Below are 25,406 nucleotides of genomic sequence, written 5' to 3'. Positions count from 1 at the left end.
GACGGGTCGGGAACGGGACGAAGACGGGATCAGACCGCCTGCGCACCCGAGATGATCTCGATAAGGTCATTAGTGATATTGGCCTGGCGGGTCCGGTTATATTTCTGCGTTAACCGATCGATTGCCTTGCCAGCGTTCCGGGTGGCGTTATCCATTGCAGTCATGCGCGCCCCCTGTTCGCCGGCAGCCGATTCAAGCAGCGCCGCATAAATCTGCACCTGCAGGTTTCTCGGCAGGAGCCGTTCGAGCAGAGTCTGCTCGTCCGGCTCGAACTCATACTGCGCGGCGTTCGAGTCGGATACGGCTTCCGCTTCATCAAGTCCCAGCGGGATCAGCTGAAGCGGTGTCGGCACCTGCGACATAACATTCTGAAAACGGTTATAAATCACTGTACAGACGTCAAGCTGGCTGTTTTCAAGCAGCTTTGTAATCCTGGCACCAAGGTCACTGGCTGCCGAAAACGGCACTTCCTTTCCACCGACCCCGATCACATGATCTACAATAAGATCAGCATAATCACGGGACAGAAAATCAAACCCCTTACGGCCGACCGGAAGCAGCCTGACGGTTTTACCTTCGGCCTGAAGCCGCCGGATCGTCAGTTGCGTCGTACGGTTGATATTAGAATTGAAACCGCCCGCAAGACCACGATCACTGGTGACCGGAATCAAAAGGTGAACACGATCTTCGCCGCTTCCGGCCAGAAGCTTAGGAGCACCATCCTCACCGGACATCGCAGCAGCCAGTTCGCCCAGCATACGGCGCATGGCCGCAGCATACGGACGCGCCGCCTCGGCATGTGTCTGGGCACGACGGAGTTTTGCCGCCGCGACCATTTTCATTGCGCTTGTAATCTTTCGCGTCGATTTGACGCTGCCGATACTCGCGCGGAGTTCCTTCAGGGAAGCCATGAACGATACTCGCGATCAGACGGCGAAGCGATGATTGAAGTCAGTCAGGAATTCACCAATCTTCGTTTCAAGATCCTTGGTGATCTGCCGTTCTGTCCGCAGCCCCTGAATAATGTCTTTCGCAGGGCCACGCAGTTCACCAAGCAGTTTATTTTCCCACGGAACCACCTGATCGACAGCAATACCGTCAATATAACCACGGGTGCCTGCAAACAGGATAACAACCTGCTCTTCGACTGCCAGCGGTGATGATTCCGGCTGCTTGAGAAGCTCGACAAGACGGGCACCACGAGCAAGCTGCTTCTGGGTTGCGGGATCAAGATCTGACGCAAACTGCGAAAAGGCAGCCATCTCACGATACTGAGCCAGATCAAGTTTGATCTTGCCTGCAACCTGCTTCATCGATTTTATCTGTGCCGCAGACCCGACACGAGAGACGGAGCCGCCAACATTCACCGCCGGACGGATTCCACGATAGAAAAGATCGGTCTCAAGAAAGATCTGACCATCTGTAATGGAAATGACATTCGTCGGGATATAAGCAGCCACGTCGCCAGCCTGAGTCTCGATAACAGGCAGAGCTGTCAGAGAACCAGCCCCGTTGGCATCGGACATCTTTGCAGCGCGTTCCAGCAGGCGGGAATGCAGATAGAACACATCGCCCGGATAGGCTTCACGCGCAGGCGGACGCCGCAGCAGAAGAGACATCTGACGATATGCCACCGCCTGTTTCGACAGGTCATCGTAACAAATCAGAGCATGCATACCGTTGTCACGGAAATATTCGCCCATGGAACAGGCTGAATACGGAGCCAGATACTGTATCGGAGCCGGATCGGACGCTGTCGCGGCGACAACAATGGAATATGCCATTGCACCATGCTCTTCGAGCGTACGCACGAGCTGAGCTACCGTAGAACGCTTCTGGCCGATAGCTACATAAATGCAGTAGAGCGACTTTTTATCGTCACCAGCCGCGTTCACATTTTTCTGCGCGAGAATTGTATCGAGCAGAATCGCGGTTTTTCCGGTCTGGCGGTCGCCAATAACCAGTTCACGCTGACCACGCCCGATCGGCACCAGAGCATCAATCGCCTTGATCCCGGTCTGCATCGGCTCACTGACGGACTGACGCGGCATAATGCCAGGCGCCTTGATCTCCGCAGGCCTCATTGTGACGTCAGTTAGCGGACCCTTGCCGTCAATCGGATTACCGAGACCATCGACTACGCGGCCCAGAAGTCCCTTACCAACCGGCACCTCGACAACCGTACCGGAGCGGTTAACGGTGTCGCCTTCGCGAATTTCCGTATCGCCACCGAAGATAACGACACCCACGTTGTCGTTCTCAAGGTTCAGAGCCATACCTTTCTGACCGGCTGATGGAAAATCAACCAGTTCACCGGCCATGACATTCTGCAGGCCATAGACACGGGCAATACCGTCTCCGACCGACAGAACCGTACCGGTCTCGGCAATTTCAGACGCCGTATCGAACGAAGCGATCTGCTGCTTGAGGATATCCGAAATCTCGGCGGGACGGATTTCCATCACGCGGCTCCCTTCATGGCATAATGCAGGCGGACAAGGCGGGACTGAAGGCTACTGTCAAACAGGCGCGGACCGACACGGACCACGAGACCACCAAGGATCGCGGGATCAATCCGTTCCTGAAGATTGACGCGCGAGTAGCCTGCTTCGGCGAGCTTACCCTGCAACCGGGCACGCTGCGCCGTGGTCAGCGGCTCAGCGCTCACCACTTCGGCGGTCATTTCACCACGCCGGGCAGCAGCCACGGCGGCAAAAGCCGCCAGAATTTCACGCAGGCGGGACAAACGCCTGTTATCTGCGATCACACCGACAAAACTGGTAACGGTCTGCCCGAACCCCTGATGCTTCATCACGGCGAGAATGGCTTTTCGGGAATCCCTGATATCGAGACGGGCATCACCGAGCACATTCCGCAAATCCTGACTTCCGTCAATCAGACGGGAGAGCGCATCAGTCTCTGACAAAACGTCATCAAGCTGCCGACGATCAGCAGCAAGTTCGTACAACGCGGTCGCATATCGCCCCGCAAGGCCGCCCGTGCCGACAGAGGCATGAGAGGCGGAACGGGTACTCATTACGGCACTGGCCACGTTTGGCTCTTTCCTTCTGCGTCCCCAGGCGCCGGCGGGCACGAAACCCGGACCAGTATTACCGGCCCCAGGTCCGCGCCCGGTCGCAATTCGCTATTGGCGCGGCCTCTAGCATGGAGACCCTGACCACGCAACTGAGTGAGTGACTGCTTTTCCGGGTCTGAGCCTTGATTTTGTCCGGCAATGAAGCCGCCCCCATGCTGCATGAAGGAAAATACCTCACAAACCCCGACCAGACGCATACTTCCTTTGTTACGAAAAAACGGCAGCGACTTTTTCCGCGGATTGTCGTGCACGACGACCGGTCGCAATAACGCCGCAGACACTAACGGCGACTCCGAGCGTTCCGGCAAGCCAGAACACGGGATGTGCCGTGGCCAGAAAAGCATCAGTGAAACCACGGCTTTCGGTGCCGCTTCGCACGCTTCCGGCCACAGCCACGCCAAGTGAAGCGCCAATTTGTCTGCTGGATGAGGCAACAGCGGCGGCGATACCCGCACGCCGGCGCGGCATACCGGAAATGGCGGCGTTGGTAATCGGCGCATTGCAAAGGCCAAAACCGATTCCCACGAGCACATAGGCCAGAATGAGCTGCCACTCAGGCGTGCGGACTGAGAGACCCGTCATCAGCAGTGAACCCAGAGCCAGCCCGATACCCGACAACACCAGAGGAAGCCGCGCGCCGCGCGATGCAACGAGGCGTCCGGACAGGGGAGCCGCAACCATAACCGCGATCGCCAGCGGCATCAGCCTCAATCCGGCCTGACGGGGCAGAAGACCCCTGATGTCCTGCAAATAGATCGTATTGAGAAACAGGAGCGACGAAAAAACAGCGAAGCACAGCACCGCCAGCACTATCGCGGAGGCAAACGGAATGGAGCGAAAGAGCCGGAGATCGAGCACCGGATTCGCCCGCGATACTTCAACGACGATAAATCCGCTGAAAGCCAGAAAGGACAATAAGATCAGAACAGGCGTCCATGCGCTCATCCACCCCGCATCAGGTCCTTCGATAAGCGCTGCGACAAGACAGGCCGAAGACATCCCGGACAGAACCTGTGCCGGCAGATCGAGCGGCGGTCGGATTGATGCCTTCGATTCGGGCACGAAACGCAATGTCATCAGCAGGGCGACGACACCAACAGGCAGATTGATCCAGAAGACGAACCGCCATCCGATCCAGTCGCTTACGAAACCACCGACCATGGGACCGAACGCGAGGGCCGCTCCCGACATCATGCCCCAGATCCCGATGGCGCGGGCACGTTCGCGTGGATCGAGGAACGTATTTGCGATGATGGACAGAGCGACCGGATTCATCATCGCTCCGCCAATACCCTGAAAGACGCGGGCAGCAATCATCTGCCCCGTGGTTGCAGCCAGACCGCACAACGCTGAGCCGATGCAGAATGTCGTTACACCCGTGAGAAATACGCGGCGGCGACCGATACGGTCGGCTACCGAACCTGCCAGCATGAGGAAAGCCGCAACGACCAGCGTATAAGCATCCACGATCCATTGCAGCCCCGAAATTCCGGCGCCGAAAGCGTGTCGAATCGAAGGCAGGATTACGTTAACGATGGTGACATCCATCGTTACAAGCAACAGACTCAGACAGCAGGACGCCAGAATAAACCAGCGCCGGCCATGCGTTACGGAATCGTTCATTGTATCGGGGATTCCGGACCGGGAGAACCGGAGCTACAGTTCATCCATCGTCCGCACGTTTTCCGCACAGAAACAGCGAGCAGCATCCCGCTCAGACCAAAAAAAATTAGGAAACTGGAGCGGGCGAAGGGAATCGAACCCTCCTAAGAAGCTTGGAAGGCTACTGCATTACCACTATGCTACGCCCGCATCCCGGGCAGATTATACTGCATCTCAGAGGAACGGGCAAGCCGGAGATGATGCGAAAAAATACATCAGCAACAACTCTGCCCTGAAATGGCGGGAGACCCCGGCTCACACTGTTCTGCATGTCCATCCCCGGGCAAAGTTTGTTGGCAGCCCCCTCTTGACTTTGGACGTGCAACATATTCTTTTCCGCGGCCTGCGCCCGGTTCGCGCGGCGGACTGAAATGAGGCAACTCCCGTTGCTTCTGGTTAAGGTCTCCGCAGGGCGGTCTGCAGGGGTGTAGCTCAATTGGCTAGAGCGCCGGTCTCCAAAACCGGAGGTTGTGGGTTCGAGACCCTCCACCCCTGCCAAACCCGCCTGGTCAGACATCCGGTGGGGCGTTCCCCTTCGGTCTGATCCTCTGCTCCAGGCAGCAGCGCAGCAAGCGGGCCGGCATTCGCCGGGTCCGGGCGAATCCAGGCTGGTAGCGCACAGACAGACTCTGTGTGCATCGGCTGCTTGAGAAGGGTTGTTCGTGTCTGTCAGTCCGGTGAAATTTCTGCGTGACGTGGAGGCTGAAGCACGTCGCGTCACATGGCCGTCACGCAAGGCAACCCTGGTCACTACAGGCGCGGTTCTCGCGATGGCTTCGCTCGCTTCACTTTTCTTTTTCGTCGTCGACCAGGTTATCGGCCTCGGCGTTCGTGAACTTTTCGGACTGGGAGGTTAGAAGACCGGCATGGCCAAACGTTGGTACGTCGTGCACGTCTATTCGGGTTTCGAGAAGAAAATCGCGAGCCATATAATGGAACAGGCAGCCCAGAAGGGTCTTGCCGATCACATTGATCAGGTTCTCGTTCCCTCTGAAGACGTGGTAGAAGTTCGTCGCGGGCAGAAAGTAAACTCGGAACGGAAGTTCTTTCCAGGCTATGTGCTGGTGAAAATGGAACTGACGGACGAGAGCTGGCATCTCGTCAAGGACACGCCGAAAGTTACAGGCTTTCTCGGTACCAAAACACGACCCAGTCCGATTCCCGAGGCGGAAGCTGAGCGGATTATGAAACAGGCACAGGAAGGCGTCGAACGTCCGCGCTCCTCTGTCACATTCGAGATCGGCGAACAGGTTCGCGTGGCAGACGGTCCGTTCACGTCATTCAACGGTGTCGTGGAAGAAGTCGATGAAGATAAGACACGCCTGAAAGTCAGCGTTTCAATCTTCGGACGCTCCACACCCGTTGATCTGGACTACAGTCAGGTCGAGAAGCTTTGACGGGCGAGCGTTAATTAAGCTCCCGTAAAAAGGCCCGCCTGGATCAAAGTCCGGCGGGCCTTTTTTATGTCTAAGTCATCGCAACCGTGATCCCGCAGGGAACCACGGCCAGACGGGCTTTCAGAGAAGAGATTTGCTTTGATTCAGAACGGACTGACAAACCTTCTGACGGACGCCCTGTTTGAGAGAGGAAAGAGAGACCTGATTGCCGTTAGCGCCCTGAATGAGGCCCTGCTGTCCGGCAGTGTAGGAAGAATCACTGGTGATACCGGACTTGCTGGTTAGTGAACTCAGCGTCGATGCCGCGCCGGAACCGCTAACGAGATTATTCTGAACGCAATAGCTCAGAATACCTGTCGTATTGCCGGCACTGAGCGAGGACAAAGACGGAACACCGAGTGAACTGAGCACGCCCTGTGTCGATGTCAGGCCGCTTAGCCCTGTCCCGGTTGTTGTTCCCGTCTGCCCGAGTGCATTCTGCATCGCGCCCTGTGCGGCACCCTGCGCCATATTGCCAAACATCTGCGCATGAGCAGCAGACGCGCCGGTCAGAGCCAGCCCGCAGACAAGGGCAAAGGCACTAAAACGACGAACGATCATGGGAATCCCCTTTTTAACTGACTGATCGGCCGAAGTTCCCTCCGGCCAGATCTCCACACCCTTATGAGCATGCAATACGGCAGGAAGGCGGCACCATATGATCGCCTTTGCCATGAAAATCCGGACATTCGATTTACCGCAAAACGGATAGTCTCATACCTGGCCGTCAATCGGGTGCCATGCCCTCCCGTCGCGCGCAAGAAGTTCATCTGCAGCCCTGGGACCCGCTGAACCCGCGGCATAAGGTTCAGGAGCTGAGTGTCCGGCTTTCCAGCTTTCAAGAGCCGGCTCGACGACAGCCCATGCTGTCTCGATATTATCGGCGCGCTGAAACAGGGTCGCATCGCCGCAGAGGCAATCATAAAGCAGCGTTTCGTAACCGACATTGGGTTCACGTACAAAGAAGTCGGGATAACGAAAGCGTGACTGTACATCGACGAGTCGCATTTCGGGTCCCGGTTTCTTAGCACCGAAACAGATGGTCACGCCCTGTACAGGCTGAACATTCAGAATCACACGATTAGGTGGCGGCGAATGGGCGTCCGCGGATGGAAAAAGAGTAAGCGGCGGCACCCGGAATTCGATTACGATTTCCGCCAGCCGGTTCGACATCGCTTTGCCCGTCCGGATGTAGAACGGAACTCCGGCCCAGCGCCAGTTCTGTACTTCCAGCTTCATCGCGACATACGTTTCGGTATCGCTGTCAGATGCAACGCCGGGGCTGTCGCGATAGGCCGCCACCGGCATGTCTTTAACCGTTCCGGCAACATACTGGCCACGCACGACATCCTCCGGTTTTACGGGAAGAATTGATTCGAACAGAGTCTGCTTCGAAGTTCTGACCTTCTCCGGCGCGAAACTCGCAGGAGGCTCCATCGCAACCATGGCCAGAAGCTGGAACAGGTGATTGGGCACCATATCCCGCAGGGCTCCTGTTGCTTCGTAGAAAGCGGCGCGGGATTCGACGGTAACCGTCTCCGCAGCAGTAATCTGAATGTTGTCGATGTAATCGCGATGCCAGATCGGTTCGAAGATGACATTTCCAAACCGCATGGCCAGAATGTTCTGGACAGTTTCCTTGCCGAGGAAATGATCGACACGGAATATCTGCTCTTCCTTCAGCACGGAGAGAAGGTGACTGTTAAGATCTTTGGCGGATTGCAGATCGGTTCCAAAAGGCTTTTCGATCACCACACGGCGAAAATGGTTTTCAGGTTCCTCCGTCAGGCCAGCTTTACCCAAGGCTTCAACGGCCGGCGCGAAAAAGCGTGCGGGGACTGCCAGATAGAAGACGGCGTTTCCGTTGATGCCACTCCCCAGATCACGCAGAGCCCCCGGGTCCGTAAAGTCGGCACGGGCGTAAGTCAGTCGGGCAGAGAGCCAGTTCCACACGGTTTCATCGATTTTCGGCGTGTAGAATTCGGCGGAAGGGTCTTTCGTAAAATTTTCCATCATGGCTGTAAGCCGATCACGCCACCCTTCTGTCGTGTCTTCCGCATTATCGACACCTATAATTCTGAATCCATCAGGCAGCAGACCCGAGACCTTCAGATCATAAAGAGCCGGAATCAGCAGACGCTTTGTCAGATCGCCGTGAGCACCGAAAATCACGAGAGTACAGTCCGGTGCCGGTTTTACGCCCGAAGGCGCAACCGGCTGATCGGTCTGGGCGAAGGTTGAAATTCTCGCACGGGGCATCAGGTACCCTTCCTTCATCATTGATGGATGTCCGGCCGGCTGTAAGCCGTGAGCAGCAGGCGACCGGGATAACCCTTTCATGCGCTTTCGTCTTGCTCTAGGTGTCACGGTCGCCATTTTATGCTGAGCGCGGACGAGCGTTAAAAAAAGGGGAAAACGGATGGGTTATCGGGTAGCGGTCGTCGGCGCGACCGGAGCGGTCGGACGTGAGATACTTAAGACACTCCATGAGAGGGAGTTCCCTGTTGATGAGATCGTGGCCCTGGCGTCCCCGCGTTCGACAGGTCGCGAAGTGTCTTTCGGGGACCGGACTCTGAAAGTCGCGAATCTGGAAACATTCGATTTCTCTGGCTGGGATGTGGCGCTGTTCTCTCCCGGAGGTGCCATTTCGGCGGTGCATGCGCCCCGTGCCGCGAAGGCCGGTTGTATGGTGATCGACAACACGTCACATTTTCGTATGGAGCCAGACGTTCCGCTAGTTGTGCCCGAAGTCAATCCGAACGCCGTTAAGGACGCGAAACGGAGGATCATCGCGAACCCGAACTGCTCCACCATCCAGATGGTTGTCGCACTGAAGCCACTGCATGACCTGTTCACGATCAGACGCGTCGTTGTTTCGACCTATCAGGCTGTCGCGGGCGCCGGAAAAGACGGGATGGATGAACTGTTTTCACAGACCAAGGGAAGCTTTGTCGGCGATCCGCCAAAGATCGAACAGTTTCAGAAGCAGATTGCCTTCAACTGCATTCCGCAGATCGACCGGTTCATGGATGACGGTTCGACCAGGGAAGAGTGGAAGATGGCCGTGGAAACCCGGAAAATCCTCGATCCTGAGATTGCGGTGCAGGCCACCTGCGTGCGCGTGCCGGTTTTCATCGGACATTCGGAATCGGTTGTTGTGGAATTTGAAGAGTCTGTCGACCTTGAGCGTGCCCGCGAAGGATTGCGGGAGGCGGATGGTGTCGTGCTGGTCGATCAGCGCGAGGATGGTGGCTACGTGACCCCGATCGAGTGCGTGGGAGAGGATGCAAGCTATGTATCCCGCCTGCGTATAGATCCGACAGTACCGAACGGACTCGCCTTCTGGTGCGTCTCGGACAATCTGCGGAAGGGCGCGGCTCTGAACGCTGTGCAGATCGCGGAACTCACGATTGCGTTCGATCTGCTGGGAAAACACCACTGATCCTTTTTCGGTGATCGACATACAGGGCAGACCGGCCATGCGCCGTTCGTCTGCTCTGTTGTTTCCGGGTCGCCTGCTCACCCTGAATAGATCCTGGTGGTTTTATACGATTCGGTGGCTGCCGCACTGACTCCGCGACCTTCCGGGCGATCGGCTATCTGGCTCCGGGCCGCAGGCGACTGCGGAAATTATCAAATAAAACGTGAGCCTACCTCTCGGTCTCGTGTTTCTCTGTCGAATTGACCCCCGCACCCCTGCGGCGTAGGACCGATTCCTGACTGGCGCCGCGTTCAGACGGCGTTTTATCTACACAGAGACGGCGAGGCGACGATGCAGGATGTTCGGGAAGCGCTCTATGTCGGGAGCCGAAGTGACGGCACATTAATCCGACGACCCATGTCACCGCATCTGCAGGTTTATAAGATGCGCCTGTCGATGTTCCTTTCGATTTCGAACCGTATTACGGGCGTTGCGGCGACCGCCGGATCGGCACTGGGTGTAGTGTGGCTCACTGCTCTGGCGAAGGGGCCGAAATCCTTTGCTGCGGCACGCAAGGTGACCGGTAATCCGCTTGGCCAGGTTATTCTTGCCGGCTGGATCATTTCACTTGTGTGGCACACCGTTGGTGGCCTGCGTCATTTCATCTGGGATGCGGGTAAGCGCTACGACAAAAAAGAGCTGAACGAAGACGGTCCGGTCGCAGTCGGCGTGATTGCCGGTGTCGGTGTGGTTCTCGCAGGCGCTCTGCTATGTGTTTCAGGCTGTCGTGCGCACCGTCGCTCTAAAGCAAGGAAGGCCTCCTGAAATGAATGCTCCGGTCTCACAGCATCGTGACGTGATGCGTTCCCAGCTTGGCCGCGCTCGCGGACTTGGCTCAGGCCATTCCGGCACAGGACACTGGATCGCAGAGCGTGTGTCGGCAGCGACGCTGCTTCCGCTCTCCGGCTGGTTTGTCGTGCAGATGTTTCGTCTGGGCGGTGATGACTATGAGGAAGTTGCGAAATGGGGCGGTCGTCCCCTGAACGCAACGATGCTCACGGCTCTCGTCATCTCCAGTTTCTATCATGCCGAAGTCGGCCTGCAGGTGATTGTTGATGATTACGTGCATGGCAAGGCCCATGTCCCGGCCAAATTTGCCGTGCGTTTTGGCACCGGCATTCTCGGGGTGCTGGGTGTGGTGGCCGTGCTGAAGCTTGCCCTCGGCAGGTCGGCCCCGAAAGCCTGAATATTACTCCTCCGGCTCCGATATCGCCTTCAGGCGCTGCGGAGCTGGTTTTCCGCTGAAGACATGACAGGTCGCAAGACAACGGGAGCGCCGTCAACATGAACGCTATTTCCTCTCCATCGCGGGGAGCCTACCGCATCGTCGATCACACCTATGACGTGGTGGTTGTCGGCGCTGGCGGCTCGGGTCTCCGCGCCACGCTCGGCATGGGTGCCGCTGGTCTGTCCACGGCCTGTGTCACCAAGGTCTTCCCGACCCGCAGCCATACTGTGGCCGCACAGGGAGGCATTGGTGCCTCGCTGGGCAATATGGCACCTGATAACTGGCGCTGGCACATGTACGACACCGTAAAAGGGTCGGACTGGCTGGGTGACCAGGACGCCATTGAATATATGTGCCGTGAGGCGGTCCCTGCCGTCTATGAACTTGAGCATTTCGGTGTGCCATTCTCCCGCACGGAAGACGGCAAAATCTACCAGCGTCCTTTCGGCGGTCACATGAGTGACTTCGGCAAGGCACCCGTGCCCCGTGCGTGCGCTGCGGCAGACCGCACGGGTCATGCGATCCTTCATACGCTGTACCAGCAGTGCCTGAAGCATAACGTCGAATTCTTTGTTGAGTATTTCGCCCTCGACCTGATCATGGACGAGAAGGGTGAATGCCGCGGTGTGATGGCCTGGTGCCAGGATGACGGCACCATTCATCGTTTTAACGCGAAGATGGTCGTTCTGGCGACTGGCGGTTACGGCCGCGCCTATCAGTCCTGCACCTCTGCTCATACCTGCACCGGTGATGGCGGCGGCATGGCAATGCGGGCAGGACTGCCGACTCAGGACATGGAGTTCGTGCAGTTCCATCCGACCGGCATCTATCCGGCGGGCTGTCTGCTGACCGAAGGCTGCCGTGGTGAGGGTGGTTATCTGACCAACTCCGAGGGCGAGCGCTTCATGGAGCGTTACGCGCCGACAGCCAAGGATCTCGCGTCCCGTGACGTTGTATCCCGCGCGATGACCGTTGAAATGCGGGAAGGACGTGGCTGTGGTCCGAAAAAAGATCACATGATGATGCATCTGGAGCACCTGGGGTCCGACCTGCTGCATGAGCGTCTGCCCGGTATCATCGAGACCGCACGTATCTTTGCCGGTATCGATGTGACGAAAGAGCCGGTGCCGGTTCTTCCGACTGTGCATTACAACATGGGCGGCATTCCGACGAATATTCATGGTGAGGTCGTCCGTCCGACGGAAGATAATCCGGATGCGGTGGTTCCTGGTCTGATGGCTGTCGGTGAAGCCGCCTGCGTTTCGGTGCATGGCGCAAATCGTCTTGGCACTAATTCGCTGCTTGATCTGATTGTCTTCGGCCGCTCTGCGGCGAAACGGGCGGCAGAAATTGTGAAGCCAACCGACTTTACAAGACCATTGCCGGCCGGCGCGGGTGAAGCGGCGCTCGATCGTCTGGATCGTGTCCGTTATGCAAAAGGCGGCACGCGGGTTTCAGAGCTGCGCGATCGTCTGCAGCGCGACATGCAGCTGCATGCTGCCGTGTTCCGCACCGAAGAAAGTCTGAAGGAAGGCTGTGACAAGATCCAGGCGATCTGGAAAGCGCGTGACGATATGTCCGTTGCCGATCATTCGCTGATCTGGAACAGCGACCTGATGGAGGCGCTGGAATTTGACAACCTGCTTGCCAACGCGACGGTCACGCTTGAAAGCGGCCTGGTCCGCCATGAGAGCCGTGGCGCGCATGCTCGTGACGATTATCCAAACCGCGATGACAAGGACTGGATGAAGCACAGCGTGTCCTGGCTGGACGACAAGGGTGGCACGAAGATGACCTACCGCCCGGTGCATATGAAGACTTTGACGGATGAGGTTCAGGTCTTCCCGCCAAAGAAGCGTGTTTACTGATCTGCCGTGATGAACGGACGAATTAAGGGAGGCTAACATGGTCGAACTGAGACTTCCGCGGAACAGCACGGTGGGTAAGGGACAGTTTTTCCCTGCTCCTGCCGGTGCGAAGAATGTGCGGACGTTCAAAATCTATCGCTGGACGCCGGACGACGACAAAAATCCGGTGATGGATGCGTATGAAGTTGATCTGGACGCAATCGGGCCGATGGTTCTGGATGCGCTGATTCACATCAAGAACGATATCGATCCGACGCTGACATTCCGCCGATCCTGTCGCGAGGGTATCTGCGGCTCATGCGCGATGAACATCGATGGTGAGAATACGCTGGCGTGTCTGAAGCCAATAAGGAATATGGAAGGAGATATTATAATCAATCCCCTCCCCCATATGCCGATTGTCAAGGACCTCGTCTCCAATCTTGACGGGGCTTATGCGCAGCTTCGTGTCATTGATCCCTGGATTCAGGCTGACAGCCCGCCGCCGCCGGACGGGGAGCGTCGCCAGTCCATTGAGGAGCGTGCGAAGCTGGATGGCATGTGGGAGTGTATCCTGTGCTTCTGCTGCACAACGTCCTGCCCGTCTTACTGGTGGAATGGCGACCGGTATCTCGGTCCGGCCACGCTCCTGGCGGCTTATCGCTGGATCGCGGACAGTCGTGACGAACATACCGGCGACCGGCTCGACTCACTTGAAGATACGTTCAAGCTGTATGCCTGCCGCACGATCATGAACTGCACGCAGACCTGTCCGAAAGGTCTGAATCCGGCCAAGGCAATCGGTCGAATCAAAGAACTTCAGGTCGAACGGAAGCTCTGAGCCGAGCATTTATTCCGAAGTTGCGAGGCGCCGGTGGGGGAACCTTCCGGCGCTTTTTTTCTGGCAATGCACCATTTCAGTTACACCCCGACCCGCTCAGCCTCCTGAAAAGCACGAATGGAATGTGTTCTTGCGCAGCTTTCGGCAAGGATTCCATTGTCCCGATGTGCGGCGAGAGACCAGCGTGTTATGACGGACGTTACAATGCGACGCCGTTCAACGACAGCGGTTTTGGGCGCATGATGAAAACGCACTGAAGCAGGGGAAATGAAACTGATGCCGGCAGAAGCGCTACGCGTGACTGAAAAAGAGCGCCCGCGGGTTTTCCAGGAGGCGATGGATTTCGTCGAAGACGGGGATTACGAAGAAGCGTGTGATCTCTTTGAACTGCTTGTTCAGAATTTTCCCGAGGACCGGGGCGTCTGGTGGCAGTATCTGTCGGCCCTCCGCCGCGCGCGGATGCATGACAAGGCAGATGAACTTGATGAGTGGTGTTACCAGACTTTTCCGGATGATATCGGATTTACTTTTACCTGGACACGAACGTTTGACTCCAGAGCAAACTGGGACGAGGGTCTGCGCCGTCGTCGTGAGGTTCTTTCGCGTCATTCTGCAAAAGAAAAACCTGTTTATCTGCCTGCGGTAACCGAGTGTATTCTTCCTCTTGTTGAGAAGAAAGACTTTGCTGGTCTTAAAGTGCTCCTTGAAGAATACTGGGACACTTTTTTCACGGTGGATAACTGTGGTGCCGCCGTTTATTTCGCGCTGGAAGCCATCGGAGATTACAGGCGTCAGATCGAGATGTGTGATCGGCTGCTCCGGTACTGCGAGCCAGGCAATCCGGTTCTTCATGGCGTCAACTACGCCAATCTGCGTGTGCTCGCCGAAACAGCTCTGTGGAATCAGGAGGTGCTGGCAGGACGCGGCAACAAGGTCAACATTCTCTCGTTTGGACAAAGTTGTCTTCCCTACACTATCGCCAACCGCTGGGGGCTGACGAATTATGTGGGGAATCCGGATGCCATCACAATTTTTGATCTGGGTGCATTTGGAAAAAATACCGCAGCCGAGGCTCTGAAAACTAATTTCGCGAGCTATCTCGATCCGGCGAGCTATCATCAGGGGCGTGATCCGATGGGCGCCCCACAGATGTTTCATCGTCCGACCGGCGTGCATTTCGGGCATGAACGCGGACAGACAATTATCGGCGCGCAGCAGGAGAAGTTCTTTCCTCTGATCAACAAAAAAATTAAAGCTTTTCAGTCGGCATGGGCGAAGGGGAATAGCCTGCTCGTCTATGGTATTGTCGGACAATGCGACCTTCCCGCTTTCGTCAGCGAAATGGAGCCTCTGCTTGCCCGGCAGCACTCCCGGCTTCTTATCTTTAATCTGACAAGATCACCGCTGGACTGCCCGGCATCACCAAGCGTGACATATGTACATCTGCCATTCCCAATGAATTACAGTTGGAATGGTATCGAAGATTACACTTCAGACACAGGTCTGGCATTTGATTCCAGACTTACCGGGCTCATCCGGAGTGAAATTGACCGGATGGCGAGTACAGTATCACCATCCTACCGATAACTGACTGGCAAATCCATGCCCGCTTCTGGCAATCAGATGCCGGGTGTCGTAATTACTGCAACGAAAACAGATGCGCCAGAGACCGGCGCATCCTGCACACTAAGGAAATTCTCATGGCTATTGCTCCAGATCGTATCCGTCGCCGTCTGACACGGGTTTTTACTACTATGTTCCCAGGTAAAACCGTGGAAGATGTGCCCGCCGCCACCATGGAAAACACGGACGGCTGGGATTCTCTTGGCACACTTTCCCTGTTTACGCTGGCTGATGAAGAGTTCGGCATCAAGCTGGGACTTGACCGTATTGGTGACGTCAAGAGCTTTGAAAAACTGGAAGCTCTTGTAACTGAAAAAGTCGGCTGATCACGACGTTTCCACATCTTCGAAGGTGCCATTGTGGCTGAAATACATTTATCAGCAAAAACGATTCCTGCTCTTGCTGACATTCTGACTCTTGGCACGCGCATCGTTGCGGGAGCATGGCCATTGCCTGAGACGGACAAGCTGCGTTCGCTGCGCGTTCATGTCATGGGTACGGCCACGACCGATATGCTGGCGCGCGCTATTGCTGTCGGCTGCGCTCAGGAAAATGTCCGGCCGACAATTTCACAGTCTTTGTATGGCTCTTTCATGCAGGACGTGCTGAATCCAGCTTCGGAACTATATACGATCAGGCCCGATATCGCGGTAATCGTTTCGGAGTGGCGCAGTCTGGTCTCTGACCTTCCTCCCTCAGCGAGCGAAGAAGACGTCGCAAAAGTTGTTGACGGGAAAGTCAGCCAGATTTTGTCAGTCTGGAAGCGCATCAGCCAGGATTGCGGCTCTAAAATTATCCATCACTTTCCGCCACCACCACCTTTCCGCCTGACGGGAATCGCGGAAACATATCTGCCAGCTTCCTATACGAACCAGCTGCGTCAACTTGTGCAGAAACTGTGGTCAGCCGAAACATCCGGCGTACAGATTATTGATTTTGGTGAGTTTGCGCTGGAACACGGTTTGTTAAAGGCATTTACACCAGGTGGATGGTACAGCGCGAAGTTGCCGATCGAGACCGGTGCGCTGCCAGCTTATATCCCATTGTTCCGCTCGGCTCTGCGTGGTGCGCTGAACACGGTCAAAAAAGCGCTTGTTCTGGATCTCGACAACACCATCTGGGGCGGTGTCATCGGCGACGATGGTGTGGATGGCATTAAGATCGGGTCGGGTGATGCGATTTCCGAAGCATATCAGGCGTTTCAGCAATATGTGAAACTGCTCGCGAACCGTGGTATTATTCTTGCCGTATGCAGCAAGAATAATCCTGATGTTGCAAAAACCGGATTCGATAAACCGGGCAGCATTCTGAAGGTTGAGGATTTTGCGGCATTCGAAGCATCCTGGGAAGACAAGGCGAATGGACTGCGAAAAATTGCAAAGCAGATCAATATCGGTTTGGATTCACTTGTTTTCGTAGACGACAACCCTGCCGAATGCGCACTCGTACGTCAGGAATTGCCAGAAGTGGCGACAGTGCTGCTGGATGGTGAACCCGCGGATTTCATCACTCAGGTTGAGCAGGGTTACTGGTTTCAGTTCCAGAAATATAGTCGTGAGGATTTCGGACGCACGGCAGCTTATACGATGCGAGCGGCTGCAATTGCGGAACAGGACAGCGCTTCCGATTTGCCATCTTACCTGCGTGGTCTGGAAATGATCGGTACGGCGGAAAAGCCAACGGAAGCGCAGATCGAACGTGTCGTGCAACTTGGCCAGAAAACCAACCAGTTTAATCTTCTGACACAACGTTTTGACACACAGGCCGTTCATGGTTTCCTCGACAATGCCGATAATATCGTTCTGGCCTGCACGCTTAAAGACAAGTTTGGAGACCATGGTCTCGTTTCGGTTCTGCTTGCTGAGCGCAAGGGATCTGAACTCGATATCCTGGAATGGACGATGAGTTGCCGCGTATTCTCGCGTAGTTTTGAGCAGTTTATCATGAATGCTCTGTTCGACCTTGCGAAGAAGAAAGGAGTCGAACAGATTGTGGGCCGGTTTAAACCAACAGCGAAGAATGCTGTCGTGTCAGATCTGTATGAGCGTCTGGGCTTCACCTCAGACGGCGAAGGATGCTGGGTTTGTCAGGTCGCGGACAATCACACACCATTGCAGACGTTCATCACAGCGGGCTGATATCCGGTCTGGTTTTCAGTAGATTTTCCAGAGTGCCGCATGATGGAGCGGCATTTTTTGATGATTATATTGTATGCAAATACAGTGGTGTCATCTGGCAATAAAGCCGGAGTGGACAAAAGGGAGCAATCCGACCCTGGCGGCAAAGCATGATGCGGGTAGTGTGGGCAGAAGATCATGCGTAAAACCGCAGCCCCAGACAGAACCACCAGTAAGGACAGCCCATCCGTCATATGTTCCCAGCGCAATGACAGCACCGTTACTCTGAAATATTAAGGATAAAACAGAGTATTTCCGTTCGATCCATGCAGAAAGATGATGGGACAGGTGGTGTCCCTGTTGTCGGGCAACCTGCACCGTCGTGAACAGAGGATCATCACCGACGAAAAACAGTCGCCTATGCCGGTGACTCTGGCGGACATCTTTACTGTAATACCAATACGTTCCATTTGCTTTTTGGTCCAACGGAGACGGATGTAGGAAAAGCCGGGGAAACACCTCCCTTATTGCAGCAAAGCTATCTGCAATAAGGGAGGTGTTTCCCCAAGGCATGCAGGCTAAAAGAGTCGATGACATTGAGCGCCATGGGAAGAGTTGCTTCCACGATCTGTCATCGGACACTATATTGTTTTCCCGCGACGGTCATTTTTCTGTCGTGGACACGGGGAATATTCCGGTCAAGACCGGTAAGTCTGATTTTCATGGTCTGCTCATTGACGTGCCCCCCTTTTTGTTGCCACTCAAAAAGAGAGTTCCCGGTTTTTATGGTTTGGGGTTGATGGGATGACAAGCGTCTCGGGGGCATGCCCCCGAGACGCTTGTCTGGCGACCTGATCCGGTGTCCTGCCATCCAGTTGGGAATGTGGGCGCACCGTATTGTAGTCTTCCCGCCAGTCAGCCAGAATCTGGCGGGCATGCGTCAGGGACGTGAACAGCGTTTCGTTGAGACATTCATCCCTTAGCCTACCATTGAAGCTTTCGACAAATCCGTTCTGCTGCGGTTTCCCCGGGGCGATATAGTGCCATTCGATCTTCATCTCGTCGGCCCATTTCAGGATGGCATGGGATGTGAACTCCGTTCCGTTGTCGCTGACAATCATGAGGGGTTTGCCATATCGTTCCACCAGGGCCGTCAGTTCCCGCGCCACACGTCCACCTGACAATGACGTGTCGGCAACCAATGCCAGGTTCTTGCGACTGAAATCGTCGATAACAGTCAGAATGCGGAACCGGCGACCACAGATCAGGGCATCCGAGACAAAATCCAGGCTCCAGCGCTGCCCGGGTTCCTGGGGGATGGTTATGGGAGCGTGCGTTCCCAGCGCTCTCTTGCGGGCACCCCGATGGCGGACTTTCAGACCTTCCTCCTGGTAAAGGCGGAACAGCTTCTTGTGATTGGGGCTGCCCCCTTCTCGCGCCAGAAGATAGCCCAGGCGGCGATAGCCAAAGCGGCGCCGTTGGCTTGCCATATCCCGTAGGCGCTGGCGCAGGGCGGCATCGTCCGCCCTGGTGGAAACATACCGCGCAACACGCCTGGCAAGACCAACAAGGGCACAGGCACGGCGCTCACTCAGGTCCAGCGCCTCCTGAATGTGTCGGACCGCCTGCCGCTTCGCAACAGGCGTCACCACTTTTTTCCAACGATCTCCTTCAGCGCCGCGTTATCCAGCATCGCATCCGCCAGAAGACGTTTCAGGCGGCTGTTTTCATCTTCCAGCGCCTTCAGCCGCTTGGCCTCGGAAACTTCAAGACCTCCATAGCGGGTCTTCCATTTGTAGAACGTCGCATCACTGATCCCGTGTTTGCGGCAAAGATCAGAGACCTTCAGACCAGATTCCTGTTCCTTCAAAATCCCTATGATCTGTTCTTCCGTAAAACGACTGCGCTTCATTCGTCCGTATCCTTCTCGATCGGACTCTACTTTTAAATGGTTACATTTCCGGGGGGCACGTCACCTGCCCCGCCAGAATTATTTACGGACGGAATCAATACCGAAAGTCAGATAAATATGGAAATTACTCAGCCCTGACAAAAGAAGGCTGACGCTTTCCCACCAATATCAGAGATCGAATTTTTGAAATAACCACGAGTGGCTTATTCGTGACAATAATAATATCTACGTAAATTAGATAATTTCTGAATATTTTTGATAACGACAGAGTAAATCGTATTTTCCTAGGATACATATTCCGGCTGACAGGTTTCATTCTGTCCGGTCAGCCATATTCAGAAGCAGGACAGCATAAGACCCAGCGCTGAAACAATTTCTGACAAACCTGCACAGTTATGATTTTAATATTGTGCTGAATGGAGTCTCCGAATTTGTAACTTGCCACCAGATGTTACCAGAGTTTTGCAAGGCGATGACCAAGCCGATTCAGAGGAAGTTCGATCAGATGAAAGATAAAGTGACTAAGTGGGAAAGCGATTAACAGCGTTACGGCAAGAACCATAATTTCGCGTACGATAACCGGAAAATGAGGAAGGACGGGGGACAAAAGCCGGCCAACAATAGCGATAACGAGGAAGTGGACGAGATAGAGACTGAAGGAAATATCGCCCAGCCAGAGAAGCGGTCGTTTAGTGAGGAAAGTCGTGACCTTCCCTGGTTTACTAAGGCCAAAGAGAAAGATGGCGGCGCAAATGCTCTCCGGAATCACCAGTTTTGGAGAGTTGAAGAATGCAGCAAGATTTTCCGGCGTGGTAAGAAGCAGGGTGGGAAGAGACATGCTGACGGCGGCGAGAACGATGCCACCGCCAGCAAGACGGATAGTTGAATTTTGCCAGGCCCGGCATGCAAGAATACCCGCAATGAAGCTGAAACTGTAAAGCAGCGGCAGCCCTTTTCCTCCAGGAGGGGCGAAAGCGGAGAGACACAGAGCCATGAGAGCAACGGGCAGAAACAGGCGCCCGTTTTTACGGCTGCAAAGCCAGACAAAAGGAAAGAACAGGGCGGCGATGAGTTCGACCATAACAGTCCAGCCCTGAGGAACGAGAGAGCTGGAGAGCGACAGAAAGCATTTTAGCAGAGCAATGGCTGAAAGTGGCATATTGTGGGGAAGAATGCCGGCCATAAAGGGATCACTGGTGGCGACTGGCCAGGCGGCGATCGACAGCCGTGTGTAGAGAGCACTGATAAGCGTGACGACCATCAACGCGGGCAGGATGCGAAAGACCCTGCGCGTCCAGAAGGCAGGAATAGCATTAGCCCTGAAAACGCGTGCATCAAGGGAGTGGGTAAGGACAAAACCGCTGAGGACAAAGAAGAGGGTAACGGCCGCAGGCGAATTGAAGAGAAAGAAGACCGCGACGGTAAGCGTGTGTCCCTGAAGTGGATAACAGGCGAGGACATGCCGGATAACGACGGTAAGCGAAGCGAGACCGCGAATAGCCTGGAAGGCATCAAAGCGGGGCTTTTCCGGGACCGGATACGAGACGACGGTGGAGGCTCGCATTGGCGGCATGGGATTTCCCTGAAAAATGACGGATCAACGTTTAACGAAAGACTAACGGACACGCAAAATATCCGGTCGTTTGCGTCGCTGCCATTGCGGGAAGCGGACGTGAGAGGGCTGCGGTCTCTGACAGCATCGTGGTAACTCAGGCCTCCTAATACATAGGGAGTGATTGATAGCTACCTGTTACTTAAAGGCCGTTTCGCTCTCAGAATCAGCTGTTGTCGCAGAAATTATGGATGAACTGCGGGATCGCCGGAAGAACTGGCTGGTTCGCAAAGTTCGCTTCTGGAGCCAGTCCTCCGGTATTGGCTGAGTTTTGCAGCAGGTTGACTTTATTTTGTGTGCAGGTCGATCCAGCTATTTCTGATATCCACAGAAATCGTTGCTGGTTTATAGGCTGCTTTTGGCGCGAAGAATATATTGTCCACGTAGCTCTGTGGATTACGATCATAGAGCGGAAACCAGCTGGACTGAATCTGGACCATGATTTTATGGCCCGGCAGGAACGTATGATTCGTGAACGGCAGAGCGATTTTGTAAAGCTGCGGCGTGTTTGCAGGAATGGCTTCAGGGTGTTCAAAGCTTTTGCGATAGCGACCGCGTAAAATGTCAGCACTGACCATTAGCTGATAGCCGCCCATTTCCGGCTGTGCTGAGACCTGGTCTGGAAAAACGTCGATCAGTTTGACTACGAAATCGCCATCTGTCCCGGTTGTGGAAGCTGTCAGATGAACAAGCGGCTCGCCCTCGATTGTGAGAGGTTTTGTCAGGATTTCTGATGTGAAGGTCAACACATCGGGACGGGACGCCACATCACGCTGGTCCGTGACCAGCCAGTATTTCCATGGTGAGCCGGTAACGCCCTTTGTCAGCACGGGACGAGGCACGTATGGGACAGGATGATCCGGATCGGAAGTGTATTGCGCTGCTCCGGCATCGACACCCGGTATTGTAAAGCCAAGGCCATGACCGGGTTCAAGATGCAGGGCTTTGCATTCTGAGGCGCAGTCCGGAGCGGGAAGTTTGCTGGCTGTTTCCCAGATATTTTCTCCGGTGCGAAATTCGCTGACCCGGGCAGGTAGAGATATGGTACTGTCTTTCAGATAGTGGGCAAGAAATGGTTCAAGAATTTTTTTACGAAAGTAGTAGCCGGTGTCGGCTCTGAATTTTATGTCACCAAGCTTACTGGCTTCGACGCGCTCGCCTCCATGATTCCAGGGGCCTATGACGATAGAGAGATTCCGGGCTGAAGTCGGCACATTTTCCAGGGCGTACCAGGTAGCGACAGCACCATAGCTGTCTTCCTGATCCCACAGACTGTGCACAAGCAAGGTCGGTACTGTCAGTCCCTCTTTGACGAGAAGTTTGTCCATTGCCTGATTTTGCCACCAGGAATCATAAGCCAGATGAGCCGTGATCTGGCGGAAGAAGCCTATCTGCTCCATGCCGCGTGATTTGCCCAAGGCGCCAGCAGAGACAGCGTTCAGATAGAGATCGTAGGCGTCATAATGGTTGCTCCACCATTTTTCATCATTTTTGGGTGTAGCATCCTGGTCATAAATGTAGGGGAGATTTTCTTCACGGAAAGCACCATTATGGAACCAGTCATCACCGATCCAGCCATCGACCATCGGGTTCATCGGCACGGAGACTTTGAGAGCCGGATGTGGATGGAAGAGAGCGGTCAAGGCGGTAAATCCATCGTAGGAGATGCCGATGATGCCGACTTTCCCGTTACTTTCAGGGGTATTGTGGACCAGCCATTCGATCGTGTCCCAGGTATCTGTGGCGTGATCGACCTGCGTTCCGTTCAGTGGGCCGCGAAAGGGGCGGTTCATAACGTAGCGCCCCTCTGATCTGTATTTCCCGCGAACATCCTGGACGACACGGATATAGCCGCCATCGGCGATGACATCGGTCATGTTGTCGTAGCCTTCCAGAACGGAACTCATGTCTCCGCTTGAAGCAAAGGATGTCATGTGATCAGCATTATAAGGGGTGCGGGTCATCAGAATCGGTGCATTGCGCGCATCTTTCGGAACCAGAATGACCGTGTGCAGCTTCACGCCGTCCCGCATGGGGATCATGACGTCCCTGCGCACGTAATCGAAGCTGACGCTCTGTCTCTGAAAATGCCCAGGCATATCGAGTTCGATTGTACCGGCAGTCGTGTTCTGTGCCAGTGTCGTACCGGGAATTATGCTGAGACAAGCTGACAAAAGCAGGATTTTTTTCATTATCGCTCTCTGGAAACGGACCGGACTATGCCGAAACCCGGCAAGGATTCTGCCGTAATACACCCGGGATACAGCAGCAAGCAGTCCTGAGGTTATTATTCCCGGACACTCGTCCCGGAGGACACCTCTGATCAGCCCGTATTCATGCAATACCGATTATTAGTGCGGATTCAAAACATTTCAAAGTCACTATCCTATTTTAGCTATGTACCAAGCTCTGCCTGCCATGAAATGCCTGATCCTGCAGGATTGACGGAACGAACCTTGGATGAGACACATCCCCGCGCCCCTTTTTTGTTGGGAGAGTTACGCGTGTTTCAGGAAAGCCTCGCCACAGCGAGAGGCCGCAGACGGGCTTGGATAGATAGTTTATTTGCAGATCACGCGATCTTCCGGCTTGTCTGGACGAATTTTCATGTAGTCATTCCGGGTAAGGTATATCGCTGCAATCATCCACCACCCCGGCGACTGGCCCGCGCAGCGCGGGACCTGGGTCTTAAGACCCTGGTGAACCTGCGTGGACACCGGAAATGCGGGTCGGATGCGTTGTCAAGGAATGCGGCGGGGCGCGCGGGCCTGGCACATGTGGACATGGCATTTGAAAGCCGGGGAGCGCCACATCGGGACCGGATTTTAAAGTTTGCAGCGTTGTACCGGTCGATTGCCTTCCCTATGCTGATGCACTGTAAATCGGGCGCGGACCGGGCCGGGCTGGCTTCAGGACTGGTGATTCTGTTTGAGGGCGGAACAGCAGATGAGGCACTGAAAGAACTTTCCTGGCGATATGGACATTTCAATCACTCGCGGACTGGAATTCTGGATGCGTTCTTCATGCGCTACCGGGGTGAAGCAGAGGGACGAATTCCGTTTCTGGAATGGGTGGAGCATCACTATGACGAAGGTGCGCTTAAGCAGGATTTCGTGGCGGGGAAGCTGGCGTCATTTGTGAACGACCAGGTATTGCACCGGGAATAAGGATAACGTGACTCCATCGAACAAAATGGTTTTGCAACAGTCCACGCCTTTCCACGGGTTTCGGGATAAAACCCTGATTAATTCCTGCATGATCCGGATTTTTGCCGGATAAATCCGGTACCGGTCGCCATGCCTGTGACCAGGGCAATATAGATCAGGGTCATATCGCGTTTACTAAAAACGAATTCCCAGCCTGGGGTAAACCGTTTTGGAGTTGTTACATAATCCACGAAAACAGCGACCGGGCCAAGAACTGTGGTGACAAACAAAAAACGTATACTGGACGGTTTTCCGCTACCCAGAGTTTTTTCGTAAAGCACGGACCAGAAGATCGTGGCGCCTGCATTTGTGGCGATACCGATGACTGTATGGGTGAAGTCTGCGGTTCTGACCTCGCCGGCTTTGTCTCCGGTGATCCAGTGAGAGGTGCTGTTCAGTCCAGGCCAGGGACTGCCGGTACGTCTCACGGAAAGTAGTAGAATAGCGGCACTGGACATAAGAGCGCCGCCTGCGCTGGACGCGGCGACACGGGTCAGAAAACGCGGGCCGATCATGACGATATCCTTCAGAAAGCCGGCGTCAGAACAGAAGCAGACTCATCAGGCCACCGGTGATGCCCATGGTCCAGAAAACCGAGAGAACAATACGGTGGCGAATGGCTCTCTGTCCGAGAACGCGCATCAGGGGATCCATATCATCAGAATGGTCCGGACGGGCCGCGGAAAATCGTGCTGTGCGATCGCGGTCGTCGACGTGAACGGTTGCCATCCAAGTCTGCCGGAAGAGGTAGAGATCTTCACGTCTCCAGACTACTTTCGAACGGATTTTCAGGGAAGGCGGACCACAACGGAGCGCTATCAGGGCCAGCATCATGCGGTTGCTGATTCCCAGCTCCCGCGCCGCATCTTCCCGATTAAGCAGAGATTTTTCCGGGAACAGGAAAATACTGCCGGTATCAGTTTTCTGAAAAACGTCGTTCATGACTGTTCTTCCTGGCTGGGTAAGCATGATCGCAACAAACACTCGAACGGGACGGGGTGGATTCCTTGCCGTGATAAGAAATAAACGCTTTCTCTATCCGTATGTGATGTCTTGGCATTCAACGGCTGAACCGCTGCTTTCGTTCCGGGCAACAGCGCAATCTCCTCTCTGGCTGTCAGTCTGCGAAGCGGGTGGCCTTATGAGAGGAAAAACAGACGGCCAAATGCTGCTATATCAGTTGCAAAAAATTCGATTGTTTTGGCGATTCGTGCTGTGTTTATACGCGATCCTAGGCTCAGGACCTGTTAATTCATTGAAGTAACCGGCACTTTGTGATTCACAGGTTTCCCGACGGAGGGTAAGCCAGTGAGTGATTTGTTTTTGCTATCTGAGCATCAGATG

At 54.9% G+C, this 25,406-nt stretch carries 22 protein-coding genes and 2 tRNA genes; 12 read left to right on the top strand and 12 right to left on the bottom strand.

The genetic code is table 11. From position 1 onward, the window contains the following. Positions 1 to 29: 29 nt before the first annotated feature. The 5 genes from GOB90_RS08905 to GOB90_RS08885 all read right to left on the bottom strand — a co-directional run bounded on the left by GOB90_RS08905 (position 30) and on the right by GOB90_RS08885 (position 4,909). Complete coding sequence (locus GOB90_RS08905; protein ID WP_146886330.1) at positions 30 to 911, bottom strand: F0F1 ATP synthase subunit gamma; 882 nt, start codon at positions 909 to 911, stop codon at positions 30 to 32. 15 nt (positions 912 to 926) lie between these two features. After that, entirely contained in the window at positions 927 to 2,462 is a 1,536-nt protein-coding gene (atpA, locus tag GOB90_RS08900) for a F0F1 ATP synthase subunit alpha (RefSeq protein ID WP_146886327.1), read from the bottom strand. Next, entirely contained in the window at positions 2,462 to 3,037 is a 576-nt protein-coding gene (locus GOB90_RS08895) for a F0F1 ATP synthase subunit delta (RefSeq protein ID WP_146886481.1), read from the bottom strand. The genes atpA and GOB90_RS08895 overlap by 1 nt, the downstream gene beginning before the upstream one ends. Before the next feature lie 267 nt (positions 3,038 to 3,304). Then, complete coding sequence (locus GOB90_RS08890; protein WP_146886325.1) at positions 3,305 to 4,720, bottom strand: MFS transporter; 1,416 nt, start codon at positions 4,718 to 4,720, stop codon at positions 3,305 to 3,307. Between the two features lie 115 nt (positions 4,721 to 4,835). Continuing rightward, positions 4,836 to 4,909 (bottom strand) — tRNA-Gly (locus GOB90_RS08885). Between the two features lie 271 nt (positions 4,910 to 5,180). Here GOB90_RS08885 and GOB90_RS08880 point away from each other — a divergent pair. From GOB90_RS08880 to nusG, 3 genes are all read left to right on the top strand, one after another. Then, a tRNA-Trp gene (locus GOB90_RS08880) sits at positions 5,181 to 5,257 on the top strand. Between the two features lie 164 nt (positions 5,258 to 5,421). After that, the gene (secE, locus tag GOB90_RS08875) at positions 5,422 to 5,616 is read left to right on the top strand and encodes a preprotein translocase subunit SecE (RefSeq protein ID WP_146886323.1); all 195 of its coding nucleotides are present in this window, start codon (positions 5,422 to 5,424) and stop codon (positions 5,614 to 5,616) included. Positions 5,617 to 5,625: 9 nt separating this feature from the next. Then, positions 5,626 to 6,156 (top strand): transcription termination/antitermination protein NusG, encoded by a 531-nt coding sequence (gene nusG, locus GOB90_RS08870; RefSeq protein WP_146886321.1) that lies wholly within the window; start codon positions 5,626 to 5,628, stop codon positions 6,154 to 6,156. A 120-nt stretch (positions 6,157 to 6,276) separates the two neighbouring features. On the opposite strand, the gene GOB90_RS08865 is transcribed toward nusG, so the two are convergent. Together GOB90_RS08865 and zwf are read right to left on the bottom strand one after the other, a co-directional pair. Further along, complete coding sequence (locus tag GOB90_RS08865) at positions 6,277 to 6,870, bottom strand: DUF2501 domain-containing protein (protein ID WP_242011909.1); 594 nt, start codon at positions 6,868 to 6,870, stop codon at positions 6,277 to 6,279. Positions 6,871 to 6,909: 39 nt separating this feature from the next. Then, positions 6,910 to 8,454: a glucose-6-phosphate dehydrogenase gene (zwf, locus tag GOB90_RS08860; protein ID WP_146886319.1), complete on the bottom strand. Its 1,545-nt coding sequence runs from the start codon at positions 8,452 to 8,454 to the stop codon at positions 6,910 to 6,912. A gap of 160 nt (positions 8,455 to 8,614) precedes the next feature. Here zwf and GOB90_RS08855 point away from each other — a divergent pair, with 160 nt between their 5' ends. The 8 genes from GOB90_RS08855 (at position 8,615) to GOB90_RS08820 (ending at position 17,353) form a co-directional block, all read left to right on the top strand. Continuing rightward, a complete protein-coding gene (locus GOB90_RS08855) occupies positions 8,615 to 9,637 on the top strand; it encodes an aspartate-semialdehyde dehydrogenase (protein ID WP_146886317.1) in 1,023 nt (340 codons plus the stop codon). A gap of 330 nt (positions 9,638 to 9,967) precedes the next feature. Next, the gene (gene sdhC, locus GOB90_RS08850) at positions 9,968 to 10,441 is read left to right on the top strand and encodes a succinate dehydrogenase, cytochrome b556 subunit (RefSeq protein ID WP_146886315.1); all 474 of its coding nucleotides are present in this window, start codon (positions 9,968 to 9,970) and stop codon (positions 10,439 to 10,441) included. A 1-nt stretch (position 10,442) separates the two neighbouring features. Beyond that, on the top strand, positions 10,443 to 10,862 hold the full coding sequence (gene sdhD / locus GOB90_RS08845; protein WP_146886313.1) for a succinate dehydrogenase, hydrophobic membrane anchor protein: 420 nt from the start codon (positions 10,443 to 10,445) through the stop codon (positions 10,860 to 10,862). A 98-nt stretch (positions 10,863 to 10,960) separates the two neighbouring features. Then, positions 10,961 to 12,772 carry a succinate dehydrogenase flavoprotein subunit gene (gene sdhA, locus GOB90_RS08840; protein ID WP_146886311.1) on the top strand — a complete coding sequence of 604 codons (1,812 nt, stop codon included), beginning with the start codon at positions 10,961 to 10,963 and terminating at the stop codon, positions 12,770 to 12,772. Between the two features lie 37 nt (positions 12,773 to 12,809). After that, positions 12,810 to 13,592 carry a succinate dehydrogenase iron-sulfur subunit gene (locus tag GOB90_RS08835; protein ID WP_146886309.1) on the top strand — a complete coding sequence of 261 codons (783 nt, stop codon included), beginning with the start codon at positions 12,810 to 12,812 and terminating at the stop codon, positions 13,590 to 13,592. A gap of 297 nt (positions 13,593 to 13,889) precedes the next feature. After that, positions 13,890 to 15,179 carry a tetratricopeptide repeat protein gene (locus tag GOB90_RS08830; protein WP_338077492.1) on the top strand — a complete coding sequence of 430 codons (1,290 nt, stop codon included), beginning with the start codon at positions 13,890 to 13,892 and terminating at the stop codon, positions 15,177 to 15,179. Positions 15,180 to 15,292: 113 nt separating this feature from the next. Continuing rightward, positions 15,293 to 15,541, top strand: a complete 249-nt coding sequence (locus tag GOB90_RS08825; RefSeq protein ID WP_146886306.1) for an acyl carrier protein — start codon at positions 15,293 to 15,295, stop codon at positions 15,539 to 15,541. Between the two features lie 33 nt (positions 15,542 to 15,574). Next, positions 15,575 to 17,353 (top strand): HAD-IIIC family phosphatase, encoded by a 1,779-nt coding sequence (locus GOB90_RS08820; protein WP_261765922.1) that lies wholly within the window; start codon positions 15,575 to 15,577, stop codon positions 17,351 to 17,353. Between the two features lie 740 nt (positions 17,354 to 18,093). Here the strand turns inward: GOB90_RS08820 and GOB90_RS08815 are convergent. The 3 genes from GOB90_RS08815 to GOB90_RS08805 all read right to left on the bottom strand — a co-directional run bounded on the left by GOB90_RS08815 (position 18,094) and on the right by GOB90_RS08805 (position 23,048). After that, positions 18,094 to 19,244, bottom strand: a protein-coding gene (locus GOB90_RS08815) for an IS3 family transposase (protein ID WP_242011908.1) whose coding sequence is annotated in 2 segments (ribosomal slippage) — positions 18,094 to 18,986 and positions 18,986 to 19,244 — 1,152 coding nt in all. Because the reading frame shifts where the segments join, the coding sequence is not laid out codon by codon here. Between the two features lie 451 nt (positions 19,245 to 19,695). Next, positions 19,696 to 20,817 carry an acyltransferase family protein gene (locus GOB90_RS08810; protein ID WP_146886302.1) on the bottom strand — a complete coding sequence of 374 codons (1,122 nt, stop codon included), beginning with the start codon at positions 20,815 to 20,817 and terminating at the stop codon, positions 19,696 to 19,698. Between the two features lie 326 nt (positions 20,818 to 21,143). Beyond that, entirely contained in the window at positions 21,144 to 23,048 is a 1,905-nt protein-coding gene (locus GOB90_RS08805) for a CocE/NonD family hydrolase (protein ID WP_146886301.1), read from the bottom strand. Between the two features lie 312 nt (positions 23,049 to 23,360). Between GOB90_RS08805 and GOB90_RS08800 the strand changes: the two genes are divergently transcribed. After that, positions 23,361 to 24,023: a protein-tyrosine phosphatase family protein gene (locus tag GOB90_RS08800; RefSeq protein WP_146886475.1), complete on the top strand. Its 663-nt coding sequence runs from the start codon at positions 23,361 to 23,363 to the stop codon at positions 24,021 to 24,023. 77 nt (positions 24,024 to 24,100) lie between these two features. Here GOB90_RS08800 and GOB90_RS08795 read toward each other — a convergent pair whose 3' ends face one another. Both GOB90_RS08795 and GOB90_RS08790 read right to left on the bottom strand, forming a co-directional pair. After that, complete coding sequence (locus GOB90_RS08795) at positions 24,101 to 24,577, bottom strand: hypothetical protein (protein ID WP_242011907.1); 477 nt, start codon at positions 24,575 to 24,577, stop codon at positions 24,101 to 24,103. Between the two features lie 25 nt (positions 24,578 to 24,602). Continuing rightward, complete coding sequence (locus tag GOB90_RS08790; RefSeq protein WP_146886299.1) at positions 24,603 to 25,004, bottom strand: hypothetical protein; 402 nt, start codon at positions 25,002 to 25,004, stop codon at positions 24,603 to 24,605. Between the last annotated feature and the right edge of the window lie 402 nt (positions 25,005 to 25,406).

The organism is Acetobacter oeni, assembly GCF_011516825.1.
Lineage (GTDB): Bacteria > Pseudomonadota > Alphaproteobacteria > Acetobacterales > Acetobacteraceae > Acetobacter > Acetobacter oeni.
This window is presented reverse-complemented; position numbering and strand designations above follow the sequence as displayed.